Source organism: Paraburkholderia sp. 31.1 (assembly GCF_014397645.1).
Taxonomy (GTDB): domain Bacteria; phylum Pseudomonadota; class Gammaproteobacteria; order Burkholderiales; family Burkholderiaceae; genus Paraburkholderia; species Paraburkholderia tuberum.
On sequence record NZ_VZQN01000007.1, the window covers coordinates 109157 to 132416 of the forward strand.

Consider the following 23260-nt stretch of genomic DNA (forward strand, 5'->3'; position numbering starts at 1 on the left):
GCCGGGTTAAAAAACGTTGCTCCCCGAATTGCAATACGGCCTCGGACAAAGACGGCCGCTGGAACAACTGACCCTCGAACCGAGAGTCTCGATCAGCAAATATTTCAGCATGTCGCAACGCGACGAACGAGGCCGGTAAGCCTGACGTTCGCTATGAAAAACTCTGTGTCTCGATGCAATGATTGCGAATGGATGGAGTCATTCCACGCTGTCCGTCTTTCACCGGACTTTCGTCGATGTGCGGGTTCGCTTTTTGTGCGTTGTAGCAACATGATAGCGCAATGCGCGAGCAAAGCACGCTTAGTTCACGTTGAATTTGTCGGTGAATGCGGTTTATCGAACGGTGTGGACGATTGGCGACACTGCTGGAAGCTCCTGGATTGAATTCCGGGGTGCGCGAACTATAAAAGAAGGACGACAAGCTGCGAATGCAGACTTACAGCCGCCTTGTGCGCGCCGATTCCGCCGACGCTCGGGAACGCGTCGAGTATCGGTTGCAAGCGCGGTAATTCTTCATCTGTTTAGTTCGGTGACCCGTCGCAGCAGTAGCGCATTGGCATCGACCCGTTCCTCGGCCCGATTGGGCAGGTTGGCTGTTCGCGGATCAATTCTTGTGGAGGACGAACGCTGCTGCGCCGGATTCGAGGAGTCCGGAAATGAGAGTACGTATATTGATGATTGCCGCGACCGCCGTTCTGTTTCTCGCGCCGAGAACGGCCATCGCCGAGGAGTTGAGCGGCCAGGCGGAGCACGCCGTGTCGGGTCGCGCGATGATGGAGCACGATGCGGACGAATCGGCGCAGGCGACGACCGACATGTCGTTCGGTCAGAACTGGGACCCGCGTGAGCAGGGCATACGCAACGCGTCGTATGGTGGTGTTCCGGCGGGCGAGTCGCAAGCGGGAGGCCGGCGCAGCCAGTCATGCTCGTTCAGCACGGAGTGCAAGACTTATTTCGGTCAATGACCAGAGTTCGCGAGCGGCAGCGGGGCGCCGGGAACGACCCCGGATCGCGAGGCAACGAACAGGTGCCGAGCGCTGCCGCCGCCGCCTTTTACGCGCTTGATCGCAAGCGCATGCCATTTCACGCGGATGCCAATTCCCGCTGGGCATCAGCGCAGCGCTCGCCGAGGCGAGCGACGATATCGTCGACGCCGCGCGCCGCGTCGTTTTCCGCCGCTTCGTAGTAGCCGCGGAACTCTTCGAGCAGAGCGCGCCATGACCCATGCCAGCGCGTTTCTCTTAGACAGGCGCCGGACGAATCGGCAATACGCAACACGCCGTTGTCCGGATAGAACGTCAGCGTGACGAGGAGGCCGTCGATGACGCAGGCGGCGGTGCAGGGGCGAGTCGTGACCATGTGTGGTGTCCTTTCGATAAATCAATGTGTGTGCGTTAGACGGTGACGCGAGCTTCAGCAAAGGCTGTGCCTGTGATGCCCACATGACTGTGGCCATCGGCTCAGGCGTCCTTTTTCGTTGCCTTGACGGCAAAATTCGCTCGATCAATACAGCCGTGTTCGCAGTATTCCAATGATTGACGACAATTTTTTGTATTCGTCGCGCAGCGATGCGTAATCGCTTCAGTATCATCCATTAAGGGTTTGTGCGGAGTCGTTCGGCGATTGCCAATCTGCCCCGCGCCCACCGCTTTTCAATGCATATCGAATGCGCCGATTCGACTGTTGTCAGGCAACCGGACAGAGTCAGAGCGAGGACGGCGTCGCCGGGCATCTGAGCTCAGCGAATTGCAGCGATCATATTTTTTATGGCAAATGAATTGCCCACCGTCATAAAAGATTTGACGCGGCAAACCCGATTAATCGGGAATGGCGATGCGCAGCCACTTGTCTTGCCATTCCTTTGCACGTTTGCTAGCATCCCCGAAACCGTTTGAAATAGTCATAACGTTCGGCAATTTCCGGACCCGCTCACGTTGGGTCGCCCAGTAGTCCATCTCGTTGCGAGGAATATGTTATGGCTAGCTCTCTACCCCTCCGCTGACGCTCGCGGGAACGCATGCGCAAAGCCGCGCGGCTCCTTGCGCAAGCTCATCCGCCACGACTCCCCATACCGATTGCATCGCATGGAGAAGCACGCGCTTTTCGCGATTGGCTCTCCGGGACAAATCGACGCATTAGAAAGGAACCGCCATTGGTTTCAGAAAGCGTAACCCCGTCCGATAAAGGCGATTAATAGTCCGTTTTTCTTTTTATTCGAAGCGACTGCACTTGCCGGTGCTAAGCGTAGTACGCGATCTGCGACAAAACATTTGCCGTAACATCGACGCAATCAAAAGGAGCATTTCATGGCTTGTAATTCAACGGACTCCGGGCTCATGCAGGTGAAGGCGATCGCGGTTGCGTTGGTGGTTTGCGTCGCCGCGGCGGGTCCGGCGCTGGCACAGGACAACGCGGCCGCGTCCGCGCCGGAACAGCGGGCAATTGGCGCCGCCGCGCTGCTGCACGTTCAGGCGCGCGTCGTCGCGATCGATCCCGCGACGAACAGCGTGACGCTGCGCGGCCCGCAAGGCGGCGAGGAAACTTTCGACGTGAATCCGCAAGCCGCCGACGTCAGCAAGCTGCATGTCGGCGACGTCGTGACGATTGCGTACAAGAAGGCGGTGCTGGTCGGCGTCGACAAACTCGCGCCGAACGGAATCCGCCAGCGCATCGATACCGAAGTCACGCAGCCCGCGGCCAACGGTGTCGTTGCATCGGCGCGGCGCATCGAGGTCGTCGCGACGGTGCGCAAGATCGATCGCAAGAAGCGCACGATCACGCTGCGCGGGCCGTCGCGCACGGAAACGCTCGACGTGGCGCCGGACATTGCGCTCGAGAAACTGAAGGTCGGCGATTCGGTGCGCGCGGTGTTCGTCTCGGCCATCGCGGCGTCGGTGTCGCGCAATGGCGCGGACGTCAAATAACGGCGATCGAGAAGGCTTAAATAAACTACGCTGAAGCGTATCGAGGTGCGCTGCGTCGAACCGCAACCGGCGGTTCGACGCAGCGCCGGCCATTGCGGCTCAGGTTTCACGATGGTCATCGCGTCGCGCGCGAAGGAGCGGGGAATGGAACAGAGCGAAACGGAAACCACTGCCGAATCGGAGCGCAAACGGCTGGTCCGCAGCAAGATACACGTGGGCCTCGCGGCGCTCGGCACGTTATCGTCGGTGTTCGGGATCGGCATAGCGCTCATCGGCGGGATCAACTTCGACCAGACCAAGGTGCTGGTCGGCGTCGGCATCATCGTCGTGTCGACCATTCTGTATGTCTCGATGCTTTTCGTCGCTGCCGATGATTAGCCGCTTCGCTTCCCTTTAGCGCCCGCTCCCGCTGCCGATCCACTTTTGCTATCGCCCCCGCGAATAGTCGAATTGTTGGCGCATCGCACCGCCCGTATATTGACTGCAGCGATATACAACAACTCGATGGCACGCCGCACGGCGGCCTACAGGAGCACAGCAATGAATCGGATCGATCTGGAGGGGCGCACGGTCGTCATCACCGGCGGCGCGCGTGGCATCGGCTACGCGGTCGCGCAGCGGGCGTTGCGCTCGGGCGCGTCGGTCGCATTGTGGGACGTCGACAGCGAACGGCTCGCGCGCAGCCAGCGCGAGCTGAGCGAACTCGGTAAGGTCAGCGCCATCACGGTCGAGCTGACCGACGACGCCGCGGTTCAGCAGGCCACCGCGCAAACGGTCGCCGGGCACGGCTCGATCGACGTGCTGATCAACTGCGCGGGCATCACCGGCGGCAACGGCACGACCTGGGAGCTTGCGCCCGACATGTGGCGCCGCGTGATCGACGTGAATCTGATCGGCCCTTACCTGACCTGCCGCGCGGTCGTGCCGCAGATGCTGAAGCAGGGCTACGGCCGCATCGTCAATATCGCGTCGGTGGCGGGCAAGGAGGGCAATCCGAATGCTTCGCACTACAGCGCATCGAAAGCGGGGTTGATCGGGCTCACCAAGTCGCTCGGCAAGGAACTCGCGACCAGAAACATCCTCGTCAATGCGGTCACGCCGGCCGCGGCCAAGACCGAAATCTTCGATTCGATGTCGCAGCAGCACATCGACTACATGCTGTCGAAGATTCCGATGAACCGTTTCCTGCTGCCGGAAGAAGCGGCGTCGCTGATCCTGTGGCTGTCTTCCGAAGACTGCGCGTTCAGCACCGGCTCGGTATTCGACCTGTCGGGCGGCCGCGCCACCTATTGAGCGCGCTGCTCGCGCATTGCTCACGCAGTGCTCACGTCCGGCAGCGTATTGCACACGCGTCGAACGCGCGTTGTCGAGCCGCTTCGACGCCTCTCTCACGGAGCCCTTTCATGGCCATGCCTACCATCCGGCACGTGCGTGCCTTCATCGTTCGCGGCGGCGGCGCGGACTATCACGACCAGGCCGGCGGACACTGGATCGACGATCACATCGCGACGCCGATGGCGCGTTATCCCGAGTACCGCCAGAGCCGCCAGTCGTTCGGCATCAATGTGCTCGGCACGCTGGTCGTCGAGATCGAAGCGAGCGACGGCACCGTGGGCTTCGCGGTGACGACCGGCGGCGAGATCGGCGCGTTCATCGTCGAAAAGCATCTCGCGCGTTTTCTCGAAGGGCAGCTGGTGACCGACATCGAGAAGATGTGGGATCAGATGTACTTCGCGACGCTGTACTACGGGCGCAAGGGCGTCGTGCTGAACACGATTTCCGGTGTCGATCTCGCGCTGTGGGATCTGCTCGCGAAGGTTCGCAAGGAGCCCGTGTATCAACTATTGGGCGGTCCGGTGCGCGACGAGCTGGTGTTCTATGCGACCGGCGCGCGGCCCGATCTCGCGAAGGAGATGGGCTTCATCGGCGGCAAGCTGCCGTTGCAGCATGGTCCCGCGGAAGGCGAAGACGGACTCAGGCAAAACCTCGACAAGCTCGCCGACATGCGCTCGCGCGTCGGCGACGACTTCTGGCTGATGTACGACTGCTGGATGAGCCTCGACCTGCGCTACGCGACGCGGCTCGCGCAAGGCGCGCACGAATACGGCCTCAAATGGGTCGAGGAATGTCTTCCTCCCGACGATTACTGGGGTTACGCCGAACTGCGCCGCAACGTGCCACGCGGCATGATGGTGTCGACCGGCGAGCACGAGGCGACGCGCTGGGGCTTCCGGATGCTGCTGGAGATGCAGTGCTGCGATCTGATCCAGCCCGACGTCGGCTGGTGCGGCGGCATCACCGAGCTGATCAAGATTTCCGCGCTCGCCGATGCGCACAACGTGATGGTGGTGCCGCATGGGTCGTCGGTGTATAGCTATCACTTCGTCGTCACGCGCCATAACTCGCCGTTCTCCGAGTTTCTGATGATGGCGCCGAAAGCCGACGAGGTCGTGCCGATGTTCAATCCGCTGCTGCTCGACGAGCCGGTGCCGGTGAACGGGCGCATGAAGGTGCCGGACACGCCTGGCTTTGGCGTGCGGCTCAATCCGGAATGCGCGCTGGTGCGGCCTTATCAGCATTGAACGTGTCGAACGTTTTGAACCTGTGCCGAACGGCGAATCGCCGCAAAGGAGATTAGGGTGCTGCTCAAGGACAAAGTCGTGATCGTCACCGGTGGCTCGCGCGGCATCGGACGCGCGATCGCGGTGGCCTGCGCGCGCGAAGGCGCGGACGTGGCGATCAACTACTGGGGCGACAACGACGCATCGTATGGCCGGCGCTCGGCGGTCGAGGAAGTCGTCGGCGAAATCGAGGCGTTGGGGCGGCGCGTGATCGCGGTGGAAGGCAACGTCGCGGCGCGCGACACCGGCCAGGAGCTGGTGCGACGGACGCTCGACGCGTTCGGCAAGCTCGACGTGCTCGCGAGCAATGCCGGCATCTGCCCGTTTCACGCGTTTCTCGACATGCCGGCGGACGTGCTCGAATCGACGGTCGCGGTCAATCTGAACGGCGCGTTCTTCGTGACACAGGCTGCCGCGCAGCAGATGAAACAGCAGGGCACCGGCGGCGCGATCGTCGCGACGAGTTCGATCAGCGCGTTGGTGGGCGGCGGCATGCAAACGCATTACACGCCGACCAAGGCCGGTGTGCATTCGCTGATGCAGTCGTGCGCGATCGCGTTGGGGCCGTTCGGCATCCGCTGCAACTCTGTCATGCCGGGCACGATCGCGACCGATCTGAACGCCGAAGATCTCGCCGACGAAGCGAAGAAGGCCTACTTCGAAAAGCGCATTCCGCTTGGCCGCCTCGGGCGTCCCGACGACGTCGCCGATTGCGTCGTGTTTCTCGCCTCGGACCGCGCGCGCTATGTGACGGGCGCCGCGCTGCTCGTCGACGGCGGCCTGTTCGTGAACCTGCAATAGGCGATGCGCGATGCGGGCGTCAATTGACCGTGACGGGCGTAGTCGGCGTGCCGGGTGCGGCGGCCGGATCGTCGCGCGCGAGGTCGCGCGAGAAGCCGCGCAGCAGTTCGATGAAGCGCAGCGCCGGCTCGGCGAGCTGCTCTTCCTTGCGCGTGAGAATGCCGAAACCGGCGAGACTCTTGCCGATTTCGAGTGGCAGCGCGACCAGCAGCCCGCCGCGCACATGATCGCGCACGACCGACTCAGGCAGCATCGCGACCGCATCGTAATTCTCGAGCAATTGCAGCGTCGCGAAGATCGACGCGCATTCGGTCAGATTGACTGGCGTGGCGAGCCCGGCACGCGCGAGTTCTTCCTCGAACAGCACGCGCGCCGGACTCGTGACGGGTTGCGCAACCCACGGCCACGCGACCAGTTCGCGCAACGTGATGCGCGTGCGCCGCGCGAGCGGATGCACGGCGCGAACGACGAGCAGCAGCGTTTCGCGCGCGAGCGGCTCGAAGCTGAAGTCGTTGTGCTGCAGAGGGTTGGTCAGGCGCCCCAGCGCGAGATCGACCTCGCGCCGATGCAGCAATTGCACGACCTGATCGCTTGTTTCACCGAGGATGCGCACGCTGAGCAGCGGGCTTTCGGTCTTCAGCGCGGCGACCGACATCGCCAGCAGATCGGGCGCGGCGCCCATGATCGCGCCGACGGTCAACTGGCCGTGACCGCCGCGGCGTTTGACATCGAGGTCTTCGGCGAAGCGTGTGAGCTCGGCGAGCGCACGGCGCGCGTAAGCGAGCGTGACGACGCCGAGCGGCGTCGGCGTCATGCCGCGCGCGTTGCGCTCGAACAGCAGGAAGCCGAACGCTTCCTCGATGTCGCCGAGCATGCGGCTCGCGCTCGGTTGCGCGACGTTGACGGCCTCGGCGGCCTGATGCAGGTTGCGGGTGTCGTCGAGTGCGACGAGCAGGGCGAGATGCTTGAACTTGAGACGATTGACGAGTGCGACGGCGGCTGAATGTTGGCTCATGGTGCCAGTAGGAGTGCCCGTGCGATTCGGTTTGTGGATCGACCAATCCCAACAACGGATTGAGAGGCTATCGATGCAGGAATTATAGTCGTTCGAAGAGGTCGACAGGAGACAGGCCGCCATGGAGACAATCGCTTTTCGGATGGTGCTGAACCCCGGCATGCGCGAAGAATACGAACGGCGTCATACGCAGATCTGGCCCGAGCTCGTTGACGCGCTGCACAACGCCGGCGTGCGCGACTACCGGATTTTTTTCGACCCCGACACGCATCATCTTTTCGCGGTGCTCTCGCGCACCAGCGATCATACGATGGACCAGTTGCCGCAACTCGACGTGATGCGCAAATGGTGGGATTACATGGCCGACATCATGCAGACCGCGCCCGATCACACGCCGCTGTCGCAGACGCTCGAACCGGTCTTTCGTCTCAGTCATTGAGTCGAGCTGAACCCAGCTGAACCCCGCAACGACGCACGAACCTCGAAACGCTTTTCACCGAACGAAGGTGCCGCATGCAGGTTGTCGATTCGCATATCCATCTGTGGGATCTGAAGACGCATCGCTATCCGTGGCTGGAGAACCCGGGCGTGTCGTTCGTCGGCGATGCGCGCGATCTGAAGCACGACTATCTGCTCGACGATCTGCTCAGTGAAGCGGGCGACATCGACGTGCTGAAGCTCGTGCACGTCGAAGCGAATCACGATCCGGCCGATCCCGTCGAGGAAACGCGCTGGTTGCAGTCGATCGCGGATCGCGACGCCTCGCGCGGCATGCCGAATGCGATCGTCGCCGCCGTGGACCTGTCCGCGCAAAATGCGCCCGCGTTGCTCGAAGCGCATGCGTCGTTCGCGAATACGCGCGGCATCCGGCAGATTCTCAACGTGCACGACAACAAACTGTTCGATTACGTCGGCCGTCATTACATGCGCGAGCCGCGGTGGCGCGAGCATTTCGCGTTGCTGCGCCGTTACGACCTGTCGTTCGATCTGCAACTGTATCCGTCGCAAATGGAAGAGGCGGCCGCCTTGGCGCGTGCGCATGCGGACACGCTTCTGGTCGTCAATCATGCGGGCATGTTCGTCGATCGTAATAGCGTGGCCGGTTACCGCGCGTGGCGCGAAGGCATGCGCCTGCTCGCGGCGTGTCCGAACGTCGCGGTGAAGATCAGCGGGCTCGCGATGTTCGATCATCACTGGACCGTCGAAAGCCTGCGGCCTTATGTGCTCGAAACGATCGATACGTTCGGCGTCGAACGTGCGATGTTCGCGTCGAATTTTCCCGTCGACCGGCTGTTTGGTTCGTATACGGATTTGTGGCGCGCGTATGCGGCGATCATTGGCGATGCGAGCGAGGCTGAGAAGGACGCGCTGTTTCGGCGCAACGCGCAACGGTACTACCGGATTTGACGCGCGGCGCGTCGAAGAGAAGACAGCCGCAAAAAAGGAGACACGCAGTGCAGCCATCCCCTTCCACGGTGCCGCGACTCGAATTGCGGCACGCGAGCAAATCCTTCGGCCGGGTGCGCGCGCTGTCCGACGGCGACCTCGTGCTGTGGCCCGGCGAGGTGCATGCGCTGCTCGGCGAGAACGGCGCGGGCAAATCGACGCTCGTGAAAATTCTCGCCGGGGTGCATCAGCCCGACGCCGGCGAGCTTGTGGTGAACGGCGAGCCACGCCGCTTCGCGACGCCGGCCGAAGCGCGCGACGCCGGGCTCGCGGTCATCTATCAGGAGCCGACGTTGTTCTTCGATCTGTCGATCGCGGAGAACATCTTCATGGGCCGGCAGCCGGTCGACCGCTTCGGCCGCATCCAGTACGACGCGATGCATCGCGAAGTGGACGGACTGCTCGCGTCGCTCGGCGTCGAGTTGCGCGCGGATCAACTGGTGCGTGGTCTGTCGATCGCGGATCAGCAGGTGATCGAAATCGCGAAGGCGTTGTCGCTGAACGCGAGCGTGCTGATCATGGATGAACCGACGGCCGCGTTGTCGCTGCCCGAAGTCGAGCGGCTCTTCGCGATCGTGCGCAAGCTGCGCGAACGCGACGTCGCGATTCTGTTCATCACGCACCGGCTCGACGAAGTATTCGCGCTGACGCAGCGCGTGACGATCATGCGCGACGGCGCGAAAGTCTTCGACGCGCTGACCGCCGATCTGAGCACCGACGCGATCGTCGCCAAGATGGTCGGCCGCGATCTGCAAACGTTCTATCCGAAGGCCGATTGCACACCGGGCGACGTGCGTCTGTCGGTGCGCGGCTTGACGCGCATCGGCGTGTTCAAGGATGTCTCGTTCGACGTGCGCGCCGGCGAGATCGTCGCGCTCGCGGGCCTCGTCGGCGCGGGACGCAGCGAGGTCGCGCGGGCGATCTTCGGTATCGATCCGCTCGATTCGGGCGAAGTGTGGCTGACCGGCAAGCGGCTCGACACCGGCAAGCCCGCGGCCGCGGTGCGCGCCGGGCTCGCGCTGGTGCCGGAGGATCGCCGCCAGCAAGGGCTCGCGCTCGAACTGAGCATCGCGCGCAATGCGTCGATGACGGTGCTCGGACGACTCGTTCGGCATGGGCTCATTTCGACGCGCAGCGAAACGCGGCTCGCCAACCAGTGGGGCACGCGTCTGCGCCTGAAGGCGAGCGACCCGGGGGCGCCGGTCGGTACGCTGTCCGGCGGCAACCAGCAGAAGGTCGTGCTCGGCAAGTGGCTCGCGACCGGCCCGAAAGTGCTGATCATCGACGAACCGACACGCGGCATCGACGTTGGCGCGAAAGCCGAGGTGTATGGCGCGCTCGCCGAACTCGTGCGCGATGGCATGGCCGTGCTGATGATTTCGAGCGAGTTGCCCGAGGTGCTCGGTATGGCCGATCGCGTGCTCGTGATGCACGAAGGCCGCATCAGCGCGGAGCTCGCGCGCGCCGACGCGAACGAGGAGCGCATCATGGGCGCCGCGCTCGGTCAGGGACTTTCACCATTGGGACGTGCAGCATGATGCGCCATTCGACCCATCCCGCGCCGGTGCGGCAGTCGCTGCCGAAGCGTTCCGCGGCTTCATCGGGCGGCCTCGTCGCGAGCGTCGCGAAGAGCCGCGAAACCACGTTGTTCGTCGTGCTGATCCTGCTGATCGCGGGGACCGGGCTTGCGAAGCCGCAGTTCCTGAATCTGCAGAACCTGCGCGACGTGCTGCTGAACGTGTCGATCATCGGGCTGCTGACGGCTGGGATGACCGTCGTGATCCTGATGCGGCATATCGATCTGTCGGTCGGCTCGACGGTGGGTATCAGCGCGTACGCGGTGGGCAGCCTGTACGTTGCGTTCCCGCATATGCCGGTGCTCGTCGCGCTGGCCGCGGGGCTCGCGATCGGGCTCGTCGCGGGTGGCATCAATGCGCTGCTCGTCGCGGTGGGGCGCGTGCCTTCGCTCGTGGCGACGCTGTCGACGCTGTACATCTTTCGCGGCGCCGATTACGCATGGGTGCACGGCGGCCAGATCAACGCGACCAGTCTGCCCGACGCGTACTCGCGGCTCGCGACCGGCACGCTGCTCGGCATCCCGACGCTCGCGCTGATCGCGATCGTCGTACTCGCCGGCCTGTCGGTGTATCTGAAGCAGTTTCGCGGCGGTCGCGAGCACTATGCGATCGGCTCGAATCCGGAAGCCGCGCGGCTCGCGGGTGTGAACGTCGAGCGTCGCGTGATGTCGGGCTTTTTGTTGTCCGGGGCGATTGCGGGCTTTGCGGGCGCGTTGTGGCTCGCGCGCTTCGGCACCGTCGATGCCAGCACCGCGAAGGGCATCGAATTGCAGGTCGTCGCGGCGGCGGTGGTCGGCAGTGTCGCGATTACGGGCGGCGTCGGCACGATCCTCGGCGCGACGCTCGGTGCGCTCGTGCTCGGCGTGATCAGCATCGCGCTCGTCGTGCTGCACGTGTCGCCATTCTGGGAGCAGGCGATCCAGGGCGCGCTGATCGTCGCCGCGATCGCCGCCGATACGCTGCTGGCCCGCTCCGTCGCCAAACGCATGATGAGGAAACGCGATCATGGCTAAACCCGATTCCGCGCTGCTCACGCGCAAGCGCGAAACGCCGCTGCAATGGGAAGTGTTGCTGGTGATCGTGCTGATCGTGTCGCTGGTGTTGGGCCGCTGGCTGTCGCCGGTGTTTCTGACCGGCGCGAACCTGAGCAACGTATTCGCCGATCTGACCGAGATCGCGCTAATGGCGCTGCCGATGACGCTGATCATCGTCGCCGCCGAAATCGATCTGTCGGTCGCGTCGGTGCTGGGCGCGTCGAGCGCGCTGATGGGCGTGCTGTGGCACATGGGGCTGCCGATGCCGGTCGTGATCGTTTTGGTGCTGATCGCCGGCGCGCTGGCGGGCCTGCTGAACGGCCTCGTGATCGTCAAGCTGAACCTGCCGTCGCTCGCGGTCACGATCGGTACGCTCGCGCTGTTTCGCGGTCTCGCGTATGTGCTGCTCGGCGATCAGGCGGTCGCGGATTTTCCGGCCGCGTATACGGCGTTCGGCATGAACACGCTTGGCCCCACGTTCATTCCGTTGCCGTTCGTGATCGTGATCGTCGCCGCCGTGCTGTTCACGGTTCTGCTGCAAGCCACCGCGTTCGGCCGCAGTCTCTATGCGATCGGCGCGAATCCGACCGCCGCCGCGTTCTCGGGCATCGAGGTCGCGAAGATCCGCTTGCGCCTGTTCGTGCTGTCGGGTCTCGTCAGCGCGCTCGCGGGCATCGTCTATACGCTGCGCTTCACGAGCGCGCGCGGCGACAACGGCGAGGGCTTCGAGCTGTCGGTGATCGCCGCGGTGCTGTTCGGTGGCGTCAGCATTTTCGGCGGACGCGGCTCGATGGTCGGCGTGCTGCTGTCGCTGCTGATCATCGGCGTGCTCAAGAACGCGCTGACGCTCGTCGACGTATCGAGCGAAACGCTGACCATCGTGACCGGCGTGCTGCTGCTCACGTCGGTGCTGATTCCGAACCTCGTCGCGCGCTGGCGGGCGGCGCGCGACCGGCGTTTCATCGCGAAGTCCGCAGCCACGTCTTCTCCATCCGCAACCTAGCTTCCCCTCTCTGTCCAACAACAACGCAGGAGACACTTCATGTTCAAACCTCTACGTCACACCGGCATGGCCGCGCTCTGCGCCGCGTTGCTCGCGATCAGTTGCGGCGGCGCGTTCGCCGCGGAACTGAAAAGCGGGCTGAAGATCGCGTTCGTGCCGAAGCAGATCAACAACCCGTACGAAGTGATCGCCGACGACGGCGGCCTCGCCGCGATCAAGGAATTCGGCGGCGTGGGCAAGGCGGTCGGGCCGTCGGATGCGGGCGCGTCGTCGCAGGTGTCGTACATCAACACGCTGATCACGCAGCACCAGGATGCGATCGTGATTGCCGCCAACGATGCGAACGCGGTCGTGCCGTATCTGAAGAAGGCGATGGGTCAGGGCATCAAGGTCGTCACGTTCGACTCCGACACCGCGCCCGAGGGCCGCCAGCTGTTCGTCAATCAGGCGAACGCCGAAGGCATCGGCCGCGGCCAGGTGCAACTGGTCGCGAAGCTGATGGGCGGCGAGGGCGAGTTCGCGATTCTGTCGGCGACGCCGAACGCGACGAACCAGAACACCTGGATCAAGTGGATGCAGGAGGAACTGAAGAAACCGGAGTACTCGAAGATCAAGCTCGTCAAGATCGCGTACGGCAACGACGACGATCAGAAGTCCTTCGTCGAAACGCAGGGCTTGCTGCAGGCGTATCCGAACCTGAAGGCGATCGTCGCGCCGACGACGGTCGGCATCGCGGCGGCGGCGCGCTATATCTCGTCGTCGTCGAGCAAGGGCAAGGTGGCGGTGACGGGCCTCGGCACGCCGAACCAGATGCGCGCGTTCGTGAAGAACGGCACCGTGACCGCGTTCCAGTTGTGGGATCCGAGCGAGCTCGGCTATCTGGCCGCGTACGCGGCGGCGTCGCTCGCGTCGGGCACGATCACGGGTAAGGAGGGCGAAACGTTCGACGCCGGCAAGCTCGGCAAGCGCACGATTGGCGCGCACGGCGAAATCATTCTCGGGCCGCCGACCACGTTCGATGCGAGCAACATCGACAAGTACAACTTCTGAGCTTCGGCAACGCCGACTGTCCACCTGATCGCCGTTGGCGGGTCGTGGGCAGTCGGCGCAGCGGATCTCGGGGATTTCGCGTGCGCTCCGCTCAGCGGCGGATCGCAAAACGCCGCGCATAAGCGGCGGATGGTGTGCCGCTTCCCCACACCGCGCCATCGATCAGTTCCCTTGTGACGTCCTCGCCGGGCACCGGCACGTTCACGCGCGCGGCGGCCTCGCGATACAACTGCGTCTGGTTGATGCGCGCGGCGACCGCGTCGTAGTCGTTGTGCGCATCGATGATCCCCCAGCGCTCGAACTGCGTGAGGAACCACGCGCCTTCGAATGGATGCGGATAGTTGACCGCGCCGTCGTCGAAGAAACGCATCGGCAGGCGGCGCGGGTTCGCCGGGTCGAGGTGGTCGCCGAGCCGCGCCGCGATCAGCGTCTCGTCGATACCGATGTAATCGGGCCGCGCGAGCCAGCGGGCGATCTCGTCGCGATGCCCGGCGCCGTCGAGCCAGCGGCACGCTTCGAGCACGGTCTGCACGAGCGCGCGGGTCGTGCGCGGATGCGCATCGACGAAATCGCGTCGGCAGGCGAGCACTTTCTCGGGATGCTCGGGCCACACCTCGCTCGAATAAGCGATCGTTTTGCCGACACCATGCGCCTCGGCCATTTCATTCCACGGCTCGCCGACGCACAGACCGTCGAGCCGGTCTTCGGCAAGCGCGGCGACCATTTGCGGCGGCGGAATCGCGACACTGTCGATGTCGCGCAACGGATCGACGCCTTGCGCCGCGAGCCAGTAGTACAGCCACATCGCATGCGTGCCGGTCGGGAAGGTGTGCGCGAACACCGGCTTGCGGCCGAGCGTCGCGAGCGCCTCGCGCAAGGTCCCATGCTTCGCGAGCGCATCGGCGAGCCGATTCGACAGCGTGATCGCCTGGCCGTTGCGGTTCAGCACCATCAGCACGGCCATGTCGGTGCGCGGGCCGCCGAGGCCGAGTTGCACGCCATACACGAGCCCGTAAAGCGCGTGCGCGGCGTCGAGATCGCCGGCTAGCAGCTTGTCGCGCACGGCGGCCCACGACGGCTGGCGGCACAGTTCGAGCGTGAGCCCGTGCGCATGGCCGAACTCGAGCAGCTTCGCCGCGATCAGCGGCGCCGCGTCGGACAACGCGACGAAACCGAGCCGCAGATGGGTCTTTTCAGGCGGCTCCGCAAAGGCCGCGGCGGTGACGGAAGTGGCTGGATTCATGAGCGCATCATTTGAGCGAGCCGGCCGACGCGACGACCTCGCGCGCCACCTCGGCGAGTTTGACGCCCTGGTTCATCGCGCGTTTGCGCAGACTCGCGTAGGCGGCCGGTTCGGTGAGTTTCTGCTGATCCATGAGCAGGCGTTTCGCGCGATCGATCAGCTTGCGCTCGGCCAGTTCGTTTTCGGCCTGCGCGAGCCGCTCGCGCAATTGCGACTCCTGCGCGAAACGCGCGAGCGCGACTTCGAGAATCGGTGCGAGCCGCTCGGTCGCGAGGCCTTCGACCAGATACGCGGTGACGCCCGCGTTGACCGCTTGGCGGATCAGTTGCTGGTTCGCGTCGTGGCTGAACATCAGCACGGGGCGCGGCGCGGTCGCGTGCATCACGGCGAGCTGTTCGAGCGTATCGCGCGACGGCGACTCCGTATCGATGATGATGACGTCGGGCCGCTCGTCCTGAACCGCGCGATGCAGCGCCTGCGGCGTCGCGGTGCCGGAGAGCATTTCGCAGCCGAGACAGGCGAGCGCATCGCGCAGATCGCCGATGGGTTTGTCGGTGTCGGTGACAAGGAGAACACGCAGCATGGAGTCGGGGAAGGGACATCTGACTATCAGTAAAGCAATGGATATGCCAGCCTTCGTGCGACGGGGCTTGGCGAGGTGTGTGAGCGCATTCGCGCGAATGGCGGGGATCGATCGGGTTTTTTGCGGGCGATCGCTGCGAATCGTCCGCGAAAGAGGTGACGCGGCCACGCCGGTCGCGCTGCACCGGCGCGGGGCATGCAGGACGGCGGACGCCCGATGCACCGAAGCGGCGCATCGCGTTCGTCGCGACCACCGGCAGACTGGTCAGCAATGACGCGCCGTAGAAGCTCAAGCCGGTCGCGTCGCGAATCGCTGTCATCAACGGGCTGATCGAGGTCAGCAGCGGGCGCAGATGGAGCTGGAGGAGCCCGGGTGGTCGAGCAGGTGCGCAAAAGCGCGGGTGGGGAGGATTTGGGGGCGGTGTTTGGAGTTTAGCGAGACGTGCTGCGACGTGCGTGGTCGCCGAAGCGGCGTGCCGCCAGATTCCAATCAAGACGCCGCGCGTGTTGCGGCGTACGACGTTCGCGCATGCGCTGGAGAGCATCCCGAATGTCAGGGACGTCTATTTCACGCGCTTGGGCGGCGAGGCTGACGTAGCGCGTTCAAGCAGAACGCGGAGTCGGAAGGTATGGCGCGAGTCTGTCGGGCCTCGCGCTTTCGCATGGGTTCGGGCGGGCTGCCCGCATCGCCTGCACAACATCACAGGTACGCAGGGCGGCGCCGTGACCCCTGCTTACCTCCGCCGCGCCGCGTGCCGTGGCGCACCGCCGCCACTCGCACGCTCGTCCTTGTGGCGGAAATTGATCCGCCCCTTGGTCAGGTCGTAGACCGACAATTCGAGCGTTACGCGATCGCCCGCGAGAATACGGATATGGTTCTTGCGCATGCGCCCGGACGCATAGGCGCCGACCACGACGCCGTTGTCGAGCGTCACGCGGTAGCGGCTATCCGGAAGCACTTCGTCGACGATACCGTCAAGTTCAAGCAGTTCTTCTTTCGCCATGCATAACTCCTGGTCGATGGGATAAAGGGGAAACCGGCCGCAGGCATTGCCAGCGGCGCGACTGTGGATTCGTTTGAAAAGCAGCGGCGCCCGAAAGCACGCTGCGCGACATGAGTGACGCGCCGATGACGCCGCTCAAAGATCGGTGACCGACTGACCGCTCACCTGGCCGTCGATCAGCCGTTCCGCATGCGCCATGCACGCGATGCGCGCCTTGCCCATGCCGTCGAACGGAAACAGATACTGCAGGCGAAATACCCGGCCGTCGGCCGCCGCATTGGCGCCGACGCGGCAGATGCGCACCGAAGCGTCGTAACCGGCGCCCGGATTGCGGGTCGCTTGCGCGCCCGCGGGGCGGCGCGGATAAACGAGCGGGTGAATTTCGTAACCCTTGTAGGTCCTGACAGCTGAATTCATGAGAAACATGTCCTGTATTGCGTGGTCCACGCGCCGCGTGCGGGGCGCTGCTTCCGGCAACGCTCCTTTGACGCGTCACGGCGCGGACCGGCGGCGCAGCACCGATGGGCGCGCCGGCGATAAAAATGGTTGGCACAGACCTGCTAGACCCGGCGGGCTCAATGACAATGGCCCGAGCGGTCGCGCAAAAACGCGGATTCGACCGAAAAAACGCTGAAGCGGCGCGTCAATTCGGGCGCCGGACGCATGATGCTGAACCGCTCGGTGTACTTCTCGCGACGGCGAATGCGGGCGGCGCATTGCCGGAGTGACGGGATCGCAGATAAGGGCGGTCGAACAGTCGGGGGTGGTGCGGAGATGCCGGGTTGAGACTGCCTGGTGCTGCCAGTGCTATATGGGTGCGAGGTACAACAATTGCAACATGATGCCTGAAATAGGGCTGATTGGATAGTGCAAACTTCAGCGCACGACCGGAACGCCCGACTGGCAGGGCTTCGCGGGCGGTTGGCGAAGTCGTGTCGGAGGCGGGACGGGCGACGGACGCGCGAATTGCGAATCGCGCGAATTGCGCGCGCGAGGCTCCTATCCGAACGCGTGCGTCAGCGCGACGTCTCGGCGACGCGCTTCTGCAATTCGCGCGCGGCCGCCAGCGGCAGGCGCGCATCGTCCCAGCCGGTCAACCATTCGACTTCCTTGGCCGTGAAGACCTGACCATGGTTGCGCAGCGCGTACTGCAGCGAATCGATGATGTGGTTGCGAATGATCTCCGGCGTGCGCTTGTCGTCGAGCACGGCGCGAAGCGCTTCGAGTGTGGCCATCGGTTGGCTCCGTTCGGTTGGGTGTCGGCGGATCAGTGTTTATCGCACGAAAAAAATGCGCTCGCGAGGTGGACAAAATTGCCGTCCGGCGTCGAGTCGCAGCGCCAGCGCGAGGCCGCTACAATGGCGACTTCCTGAATTGCGGACCGAGCGGGCGCGCCGGCGTCCACTGCGGGCATCTGGCTTCGTCTTCATCCGCTATTGCGCGCCGCCTCCTTCGAACCTCGCGTTTTTTCCATGCGCAACCCGAACGTGTCTCCTGTCAAAGACCTGCTGCTGAAGCGCTACGCGCCGATCGCCGACGGCATCGCCGCGCTGCTCTATCCGTGCGCCGAGGTGGTGATTCACGATCTGCGCGATCAGACCATCGCGTATCTGGTGAACAATCTGTCGCGGCTCGATGTGGGCGCGCCGTCGGTGCTCGACGACGCGCACTTCGCGGCGCGCGGCCAGACCATCGGCCCCTACGAGAAACTGAACTGGGACGGCCGCCGCATGCGCTGCGTGAGCAACATCCTGTTCGACGACGACGGCAAGCCCGCCGGCATCCTGTGCGTGAACTTCAACATCGCGGTGTTCGAGGATGTGCGCTCGACGCTCGATCTGTTCATCAAGGGCGGCGCGATGACGGACGCGCCTGCCGACGATCTGTTCCGCGACGACTGGCAGGACCGCATCAACACGTATCTGCACACGTGGCTGCGTGACCGGCAGATCGGCATCAATGCGCTGACGCGCGAGCACAAGCGTGAAATCGTCGAGGCGCTGCACGCGCAGGGCGCGTTTCGCGGCCGCAGCTCGGCGAATTACGTGGCCGCGGTGCTGACGATGGGCCGCGCGACCGTCTACAAGATCCTGAAGCAGATGAAAGAGGGCGGCTGAGCTCAGGCGCGCCGTGCTTGAAAATGCTTCGACGACGCCCAAAATAAGGTCACACACCATGCGCTACCGACACTACAAAGGCGGCATTTACGAACTGGTCTGCGAGGCCACGCTCGAATCGGATCCGACGGTCACGATGATCGTCTACAAGGCGGCCAATGGTACGATCTGGACCCGTACAGCGACGGTGTTTTTCGAGCTGGTAGAGCAGGAAGGCGTCGAGGTGCCGCGTTTTGCGCCGCTCGATGAGTTCAACAACGAGGCAGATGCGTCCCCCGCGGACTCACCCATGCTGCCGTAATCACAGGAACAGGAAAACCGAATGCGTCTGTTGCTTGCCATCATTCTGCCGTGGCTGCAGTTTTTCACGATCGGCCGTCCGTTTGCGGGCATCATCTGCCTGATTCTGCAAATCACGCTGATCGGCTGGGTGCCGGCGGCCATCTGGTCGGTGTATTCGCTGAGCCAGTACAACACGGACAAGAAAATCGCCCGCGCAATGGGCAACGGGCGGTAAGACACAGCGCGTGAAAGCGTCGGCTAGCGGGGCGCCAGGCCCCTACGCTCCCGCTCACCGTGCCGGTATCGCGACCGCATCCGGCACTTCGATCACCAAGTCGGTTTCCGCGACCGCCACGCACGGCAGGATATAGCCGTCCGCCTTTTCCTCGCGGCTCACGCCGGGCCAGTCAATCGAGTAGCGCACACGCCCAGACGTCATCCGGCACAAGCATGTTCGGCACGTGCCGTTGCGGCACGAACGCGGCAAACGCAGATTGGCGAAAGCGGCGGCTTCGAGAATCGTCAGCGAATCGGGCGCTTCGAAGCTCTGGCCGAGCGGTTCGACGCGAACCACAGGCGGGCGGGTGGGGGCGGACATCGTGCAGGTCAAAGACTAGGTGCGCGACACTTTACACGGGATCGGACAGCGCTTTATGCCGCGCCGCAACATCGGCGCGTCAGCCGCGCCTTCAAGAAAAAATCGGGGAAATCTTGCACCTGGCCCGAACTCGTCTAAAGTGAATCAATTCACCTCCGCGTGGCGCGAACTGACGATGCCGCGTCGAGGCGACGGCCCGCGTCGGCTGCATGGGACAAGGAGGAACGAGCGGCGGACGCGATAGCAAGCAATCAGCGCGTGCATTACCCGAGCGCATCGTGCGCGCACTCTTCCAGGTGACTCCCATGCAGATCCAATTCCCGAACGAAGCCCCTGAATATTCAGGTCGCGAACTTACTTTGGCGTTTCCGGCAATGGTCGATGGGCAGAGGGTGGAGTGCATGATCACCGCGGAAGCGCTCGAAGATCACTTCGGCGCCGCGTCCCCCCGGCTGGAGGACATGATCGTCGCGTTCGACGCGCACCGGCCGCGCATCGAGGCCGCCACGCGCCGGCTGTTGTCGGAAACGCGCGCGCAGTGTCTCGTGCTCAGAAGCGGTTACGTGCGGTTTTACGAGGCGAACTGGCGTAACTGACCGATCTGAAACTATCGGCTGGCTACCGGTACCGAAGCTTCGGCAAGCGCGACTGCTGCCGAAGCGCGAAGTTCGGATTCACCCGTGCCGCTGCCGCTGGCTGGCCTGCGCGCAAGCCGCGACCGCGTGCAATGCATCGGCGGCACGCAGCCAACTCCATTACTTCAAATGATCCGCCGCAGCGCCCGATCCTTGAACACCACATGGTGCGCGATCGCCGCGAGCGCGTGCAGTCCGATCACCCAATAGAACACGTTGCCGAGCCACTCGTGCGCGTCCTTCAACAGCGGCCGCGCGATCGCATCCGCACGCACCAGCGTGAAGCTGATGTCCGTCCATGCGAGCGACACCGGCCGCCCGCCCGCATTGACCATCAGCATGCCGAGCAGCGGCTGCGCGAAGATGAACACATAGAGCGCGAGGTGCGCGGAGCGCCCGAGAAAAGCGAGCAGCCGATTGCTTTCAAGCTCCTCCGGCGCGCCGGCCCACAATCTCCACAGCAGCCGCAACACGGCCAGCCCGAGCACCAGCGTGCCGGCCCAAAAATGCACGCCGGTCCAGAACGCGCGGCTGTCGGAGCCGCGCGGGCCGCGGATTTCGATGGCCAGATAGGCCAGCGCGACCAGCAGAAAAATCATCCAGTGAAAGAAAATCGCGGGCTTCGTGTAGCGGTCCGTCGTGCGGTTATATGAGGACATCGAGGCTCCTGGGGTGGCGACCCGTGCCGCTGCGACCGGGTCGATCGCGACCCGGTCGATCATCATTCGAAACATCGGATGATAAACGGTCCCCGAACCCGACGACACATTCGATCCCCCGGCCGCGCGAGCGCGACCTCCTCATTCGCTGCCGAGATAGAAATACCGGAACAGGAAAATCGCCGCGATGATCCACACGACCAGCTTCACCTGGCGCGCCTGGCCCGTCAGCAGCTTGAGTCCCGCGTACGAGATGAAGCCGAACGCGACGCCGTTCGCGATCGAGTAGGTGAACGGCATCAGCAGCGCGGTCAGCGCGGCCGGCACGACTTCGGTCGCGTCGTCCCACGGCAGGTCGACCAGTTCGCGCAGCATCAGGCACGACACGTACAGCAGCGCGGGCGCGGTCGCATACGGCGGCACCACTTCGGCGAGCGGCGCGAAAAACAGCGCCGCGACGAACAGCACGGCGACCGTGATCGCGGTCATGCCGGTACGGCCGCCGGCCTGCACGCCCGATGCGCTTTCGATATACGCCGTGGTCGACGAAGTACCGAGCATCGAGCCGGCGAGAATCGCGGTGCTGTCCGCGAGCAGCGCGCGGTTCAGCCGATGCATCTTGCCTTCCACCAGCAGCCCCGCGCGGTTCGCGACGCCCATCAGCGTGCCGGTCGCATCGAACAGCTCGACGAGGAAGAACACCAGCACCACGTTCAGCACGCCGCTCGACAGCGCGCTGCGGATATCGAGCTGCAACAGCGTCGGCGCGATCGACGGCGGCGCGGACACGATGCCGTGAAACTGGTTGCCGCCAAAGAAAAAGCTCAGGATCGTCACGCCGACGATACCGATCAGGATCGCCCCGCGCACACGCATATGATCCAGCGTGACGATGCCGAAGAATCCGACCGCCGCGAGCACGACGTGCGGGTCATGCAGATTGCCGAGCGTGACGAGCGTGGCCGGATTGCCGACCACTACGCCGGCCGACTTCAGCGAAATGATCGCGAGAAAGAGACCGATGCCGCCGGTGATCGCGATGCGGATCGAATGCGGAATGCCCTTGACGATCACCTCGCGCACGCGGAACAGCGTGACGATCAGGAACAGGCACCCGGAGATGAACACCGCGCCGAGCGCGGCCTGCCACGTGTAGCCCATGCCCTTGACGACCGTGTATGCGAAGTACGCGTTCAGGCCCATGCCGGGCGCGAGCGCGATCGGGTAGTTCGCGTACAGACCCATGATCAGCGACGCGAGCGCGGCCACGAGGCAGGTCGCGACGAACACCGCGCTCTTCGGCATGCCGGCGTCGCCGAGAATCGCCGGGTTCACGAAGATGATGTAGGCCATCGTCAGGAAAGTGGTCACGCCGGCTAGCACTTCGGTGCGCAGGTTGGTGTCGACGGCGTCGAAGCCGAAGTAGCGTTTGATCGAGTCCATGTGGCGGGTTTCCTCTCTTTCGTCGTTCAGACAGTGTTTTTGTCATCGAGGCGGTGACAGCGCGGCGCGGCAAGGCAGGCCGCGCGGCGGCGTTACGGCGGAATTGTAATCACGAATGGCAGCGCCGCGGCGCCTGCGGCGGCGCCAGCAGGCCGCCCGGGCCCGTCAGGCGGGCGGTTTGCCGTGCGACTGTGGCGCCTGCGCATCACCGCGAGGCGCCTGACGCGCGAGCCAGCGATCGAGTTCGCCAGCAAACGCCTTGCCATCGCGCGCGCTGAAGGCGGCCGGCCCGCCCGTGTCGACGCCGCTCGAGCGCAACTGGTCGAGCATCGAGCGCACGCGCAGCCGTTCTTCGATCGTGCCGGGCGTGTACCAGTTGCCGCGCGGATCGAGCGCGTGGGCATTTTTTGCCAGCACGGCGGCGGCGAGCGGGATGTCGGCGGTGATCACGAGGTCGCCCGCGACGACGCGCTCGACGATCAACTGATCGGCGGCGTCGAAGCCGGCCGGCACCTGAATCGCGCGGATCAGCGGCGACGGCGGCACGCGCAGGAACGAATTGGCGACCAGCGTCAGCGGCATGCCGGTCCGGCGCGCCGCGCGATACAGCATGTCCTTGACGACGGCCGGGCAGGCGTCGGCATCGACCCAGATTGGCATGGTGCGGGTTCCGGCTGTGTGCGGCTGGTTTGCTGCGTGGGGGATGGCGGGACCGGATGATACCTTGGCGCGACGCAAGCCGTGCCATGCCGCTCGCGGCGAGCGGCATGCAGGCTGCGATTACGCAAGCCGCGACCGCTTACTGCACGGCCGTCGGGGCGTTGCCTTGCTGCTGCTCGCGGTGTTGCGCGACGATGCGGCCCGCGCGCTGCGCGTTCTCCGGATAGTCGATCCAGTCCAACGGGTCGTAGCCGGCGGCGAGCCATTCCGCGAGGTCAGCGCGGACCTGGGCGCGCGTTTTCGGCGCCGACGGGTCGGCGGGCTGCGTCACCGCTTGCGCGTAGACGGTGCTGATACCCACGGCGGCCAACAGCGCGCCGAGTCCAATGCGGGAAGACAGTTTCATGACGGGCTCCTGCGGAGCGGAAAAACAGCCGGACCTGGTGGTTTTTCGGCGCGCCGGGTAAGGCAGTACAAGCAACGCACCACTTCTGCCGGCAAATCGAACCCGCCGCGAGCCTCGTTCGCCACCTCAGCGCAAGCAACGCGCAAGCGGGCGGGTATGC

At 64.4% G+C, this 23260-nt stretch carries 28 protein-coding genes and 1 pseudogene; 16 read left to right on the forward strand and 13 right to left on the reverse strand.

What is annotated here, in order from left to right:
* Positions 1–656: 656 nt before the first annotated feature.
* Entirely contained in the window at positions 657–965 is a 309-nt protein-coding gene (locus tag F6X37_RS06725) for a hypothetical protein (protein ID WP_167368698.1), read from the forward strand.
* 118 nt (positions 966–1083) lie between these two features.
* On the opposite strand, the gene F6X37_RS06730 is transcribed toward F6X37_RS06725, so the two are convergent.
* The gene (locus tag F6X37_RS06730) at positions 1084–1359 is read right to left on the reverse strand and encodes a hypothetical protein (protein WP_090806576.1); all 276 of its coding nucleotides are present in this window, start codon (positions 1357–1359) and stop codon (positions 1084–1086) included.
* Between the two features lie 947 nt (positions 1360–2306).
* Between F6X37_RS06730 and F6X37_RS06735 the strand changes: the two genes are divergently transcribed.
* From F6X37_RS06735 to F6X37_RS06755, 5 genes are all read left to right on the forward strand, one after another.
* On the forward strand, positions 2307–2924 hold the full coding sequence (locus F6X37_RS06735) for a copper-binding protein (protein ID WP_090806574.1): 618 nt from the start codon (positions 2307–2309) through the stop codon (positions 2922–2924).
* A gap of 144 nt (positions 2925–3068) precedes the next feature.
* Entirely contained in the window at positions 3069–3302 is a 234-nt protein-coding gene (locus F6X37_RS06740) for a hypothetical protein (RefSeq protein ID WP_187610756.1), read from the forward strand.
* Positions 3303–3464: 162 nt separating this feature from the next.
* Entirely contained in the window at positions 3465–4217 is a 753-nt protein-coding gene (locus F6X37_RS06745) for an SDR family NAD(P)-dependent oxidoreductase (RefSeq protein ID WP_090810144.1), read from the forward strand.
* Between the two features lie 110 nt (positions 4218–4327).
* On the forward strand, positions 4328–5506 hold the full coding sequence (gene rhmD / locus F6X37_RS06750) for an L-rhamnonate dehydratase (RefSeq protein WP_184066173.1): 1179 nt from the start codon (positions 4328–4330) through the stop codon (positions 5504–5506).
* Positions 5507–5563: 57 nt separating this feature from the next.
* Positions 5564–6346: an SDR family NAD(P)-dependent oxidoreductase gene (locus F6X37_RS06755; protein ID WP_187610757.1), complete on the forward strand. Its 783-nt coding sequence runs from the start codon at positions 5564–5566 to the stop codon at positions 6344–6346.
* 19 nt (positions 6347–6365) lie between these two features.
* Here F6X37_RS06755 and F6X37_RS06760 read toward each other — a convergent pair whose 3' ends face one another.
* Positions 6366–7361 carry a LysR family transcriptional regulator gene (locus tag F6X37_RS06760; RefSeq protein WP_184054564.1) on the reverse strand — a complete coding sequence of 332 codons (996 nt, stop codon included), beginning with the start codon at positions 7359–7361 and terminating at the stop codon, positions 6366–6368.
* Positions 7362–7482: 121 nt separating this feature from the next.
* Between F6X37_RS06760 and rhaM the strand changes: the two genes are divergently transcribed.
* From rhaM to rhaS, 6 genes are all read left to right on the forward strand, one after another.
* Entirely contained in the window at positions 7483–7800 is a 318-nt protein-coding gene (gene rhaM, locus F6X37_RS06765; protein ID WP_090806566.1) for an L-rhamnose mutarotase, read from the forward strand.
* Positions 7801–7874: 74 nt separating this feature from the next.
* A complete protein-coding gene (locus F6X37_RS06770; protein WP_187610758.1) occupies positions 7875–8768 on the forward strand; it encodes an amidohydrolase family protein in 894 nt (297 codons plus the stop codon).
* Between the two features lie 47 nt (positions 8769–8815).
* The gene (locus tag F6X37_RS06775) at positions 8816–10345 is read left to right on the forward strand and encodes a sugar ABC transporter ATP-binding protein (RefSeq protein WP_187610759.1); all 1530 of its coding nucleotides are present in this window, start codon (positions 8816–8818) and stop codon (positions 10343–10345) included.
* Positions 10342–11397, forward strand: coding sequence for an ABC transporter permease (locus F6X37_RS06780; RefSeq protein ID WP_018425424.1), 1056 nt, complete (start codon positions 10342–10344; stop codon positions 11395–11397). The genes F6X37_RS06775 and F6X37_RS06780 overlap by 4 nt, the downstream gene beginning before the upstream one ends.
* Positions 11390–12421, forward strand: coding sequence for an ABC transporter permease (locus F6X37_RS06785; protein ID WP_187610760.1), 1032 nt, complete (start codon positions 11390–11392; stop codon positions 12419–12421). Before F6X37_RS06780 ends, F6X37_RS06785 begins: the two co-directional genes overlap by 8 nt.
* Before the next feature lie 39 nt (positions 12422–12460).
* Positions 12461–13471, forward strand: coding sequence for a rhamnose ABC transporter substrate-binding protein (gene rhaS / locus F6X37_RS06790; protein WP_184066155.1), 1011 nt, complete (start codon positions 12461–12463; stop codon positions 13469–13471).
* 91 nt (positions 13472–13562) lie between these two features.
* Here rhaS and F6X37_RS06795 read toward each other — a convergent pair whose 3' ends face one another.
* The 6 genes and pseudogenes from F6X37_RS06795 to F6X37_RS06815 form a co-directional block, all read right to left on the reverse strand.
* Positions 13563–14714: a CmpA/NrtA family ABC transporter substrate-binding protein gene (locus F6X37_RS06795; RefSeq protein ID WP_187610761.1), complete on the reverse strand. Its 1152-nt coding sequence runs from the start codon at positions 14712–14714 to the stop codon at positions 13563–13565.
* A 7-nt stretch (positions 14715–14721) separates the two neighbouring features.
* Positions 14722–15297, reverse strand: a complete 576-nt coding sequence (locus F6X37_RS06800; RefSeq protein ID WP_090806551.1) for an ANTAR domain-containing response regulator — start codon at positions 15295–15297, stop codon at positions 14722–14724.
* A 208-nt stretch (positions 15298–15505) separates the two neighbouring features.
* Positions 15506–15649, reverse strand: a pseudogene (locus F6X37_RS37890) (MFS transporter); the annotation flags it as partial.
* A 381-nt stretch (positions 15650–16030) separates the two neighbouring features.
* Positions 16031–16300, reverse strand: coding sequence for a translation initiation factor IF-1 (gene infA / locus F6X37_RS06805; RefSeq protein WP_090806547.1), 270 nt, complete (start codon positions 16298–16300; stop codon positions 16031–16033).
* A gap of 135 nt (positions 16301–16435) precedes the next feature.
* Positions 16436–16717 (reverse strand): hypothetical protein, encoded by a 282-nt coding sequence (locus F6X37_RS06810; protein ID WP_090810142.1) that lies wholly within the window; start codon positions 16715–16717, stop codon positions 16436–16438.
* A gap of 599 nt (positions 16718–17316) precedes the next feature.
* On the reverse strand, positions 17317–17535 hold the full coding sequence (locus tag F6X37_RS06815; RefSeq protein WP_184054544.1) for a hypothetical protein: 219 nt from the start codon (positions 17533–17535) through the stop codon (positions 17317–17319).
* A 237-nt stretch (positions 17536–17772) separates the two neighbouring features.
* Between F6X37_RS06815 and F6X37_RS06820 the strand changes: the two genes are divergently transcribed.
* The 3 genes from F6X37_RS06820 to F6X37_RS06830 are packed head-to-tail and all read left to right on the forward strand — an operon-like array spanning position 17773 to position 18934.
* A complete protein-coding gene (locus tag F6X37_RS06820) occupies positions 17773–18417 on the forward strand; it encodes a transcriptional regulator (protein WP_187610762.1) in 645 nt (214 codons plus the stop codon).
* 58 nt (positions 18418–18475) lie between these two features.
* Complete coding sequence (locus F6X37_RS06825) at positions 18476–18718, forward strand: DUF1653 domain-containing protein (protein WP_187610763.1); 243 nt, start codon at positions 18476–18478, stop codon at positions 18716–18718.
* Between the two features lie 21 nt (positions 18719–18739).
* Positions 18740–18934: a YqaE/Pmp3 family membrane protein gene (locus tag F6X37_RS06830; RefSeq protein WP_090806541.1), complete on the forward strand. Its 195-nt coding sequence runs from the start codon at positions 18740–18742 to the stop codon at positions 18932–18934.
* A 54-nt stretch (positions 18935–18988) separates the two neighbouring features.
* Here the strand turns inward: F6X37_RS06830 and F6X37_RS06835 are convergent, their stop codons facing one another.
* Positions 18989–19297, reverse strand: a complete 309-nt coding sequence (locus F6X37_RS06835; protein WP_184066147.1) for a 2Fe-2S iron-sulfur cluster-binding protein — start codon at positions 19295–19297, stop codon at positions 18989–18991.
* 305 nt (positions 19298–19602) lie between these two features.
* Here F6X37_RS06835 and F6X37_RS06840 point away from each other — a divergent pair, with 305 nt between their 5' ends.
* Complete coding sequence (locus tag F6X37_RS06840) at positions 19603–19893, forward strand: DUF1488 domain-containing protein (RefSeq protein ID WP_026226687.1); 291 nt, start codon at positions 19603–19605, stop codon at positions 19891–19893.
* Positions 19894–20057: 164 nt separating this feature from the next.
* Here F6X37_RS06840 and F6X37_RS06845 read toward each other — a convergent pair whose 3' ends face one another.
* From F6X37_RS06845 to F6X37_RS06860, 4 genes are all read right to left on the reverse strand, one after another.
* Positions 20058–20591: a cytochrome b gene (locus F6X37_RS06845; protein ID WP_090810140.1), complete on the reverse strand. Its 534-nt coding sequence runs from the start codon at positions 20589–20591 to the stop codon at positions 20058–20060.
* A gap of 141 nt (positions 20592–20732) precedes the next feature.
* Positions 20733–22034 (reverse strand): NCS2 family permease, encoded by a 1302-nt coding sequence (locus F6X37_RS06850; protein WP_184054534.1) that lies wholly within the window; start codon positions 22032–22034, stop codon positions 20733–20735.
* A gap of 165 nt (positions 22035–22199) precedes the next feature.
* Positions 22200–22694: a YaiI/YqxD family protein gene (locus F6X37_RS06855; RefSeq protein ID WP_184066144.1), complete on the reverse strand. Its 495-nt coding sequence runs from the start codon at positions 22692–22694 to the stop codon at positions 22200–22202.
* Between the two features lie 139 nt (positions 22695–22833).
* Positions 22834–23100, reverse strand: coding sequence for a DUF4148 domain-containing protein (locus F6X37_RS06860; RefSeq protein ID WP_184054530.1), 267 nt, complete (start codon positions 23098–23100; stop codon positions 22834–22836).
* Positions 23101–23260 lie beyond the last annotated feature (160 nt).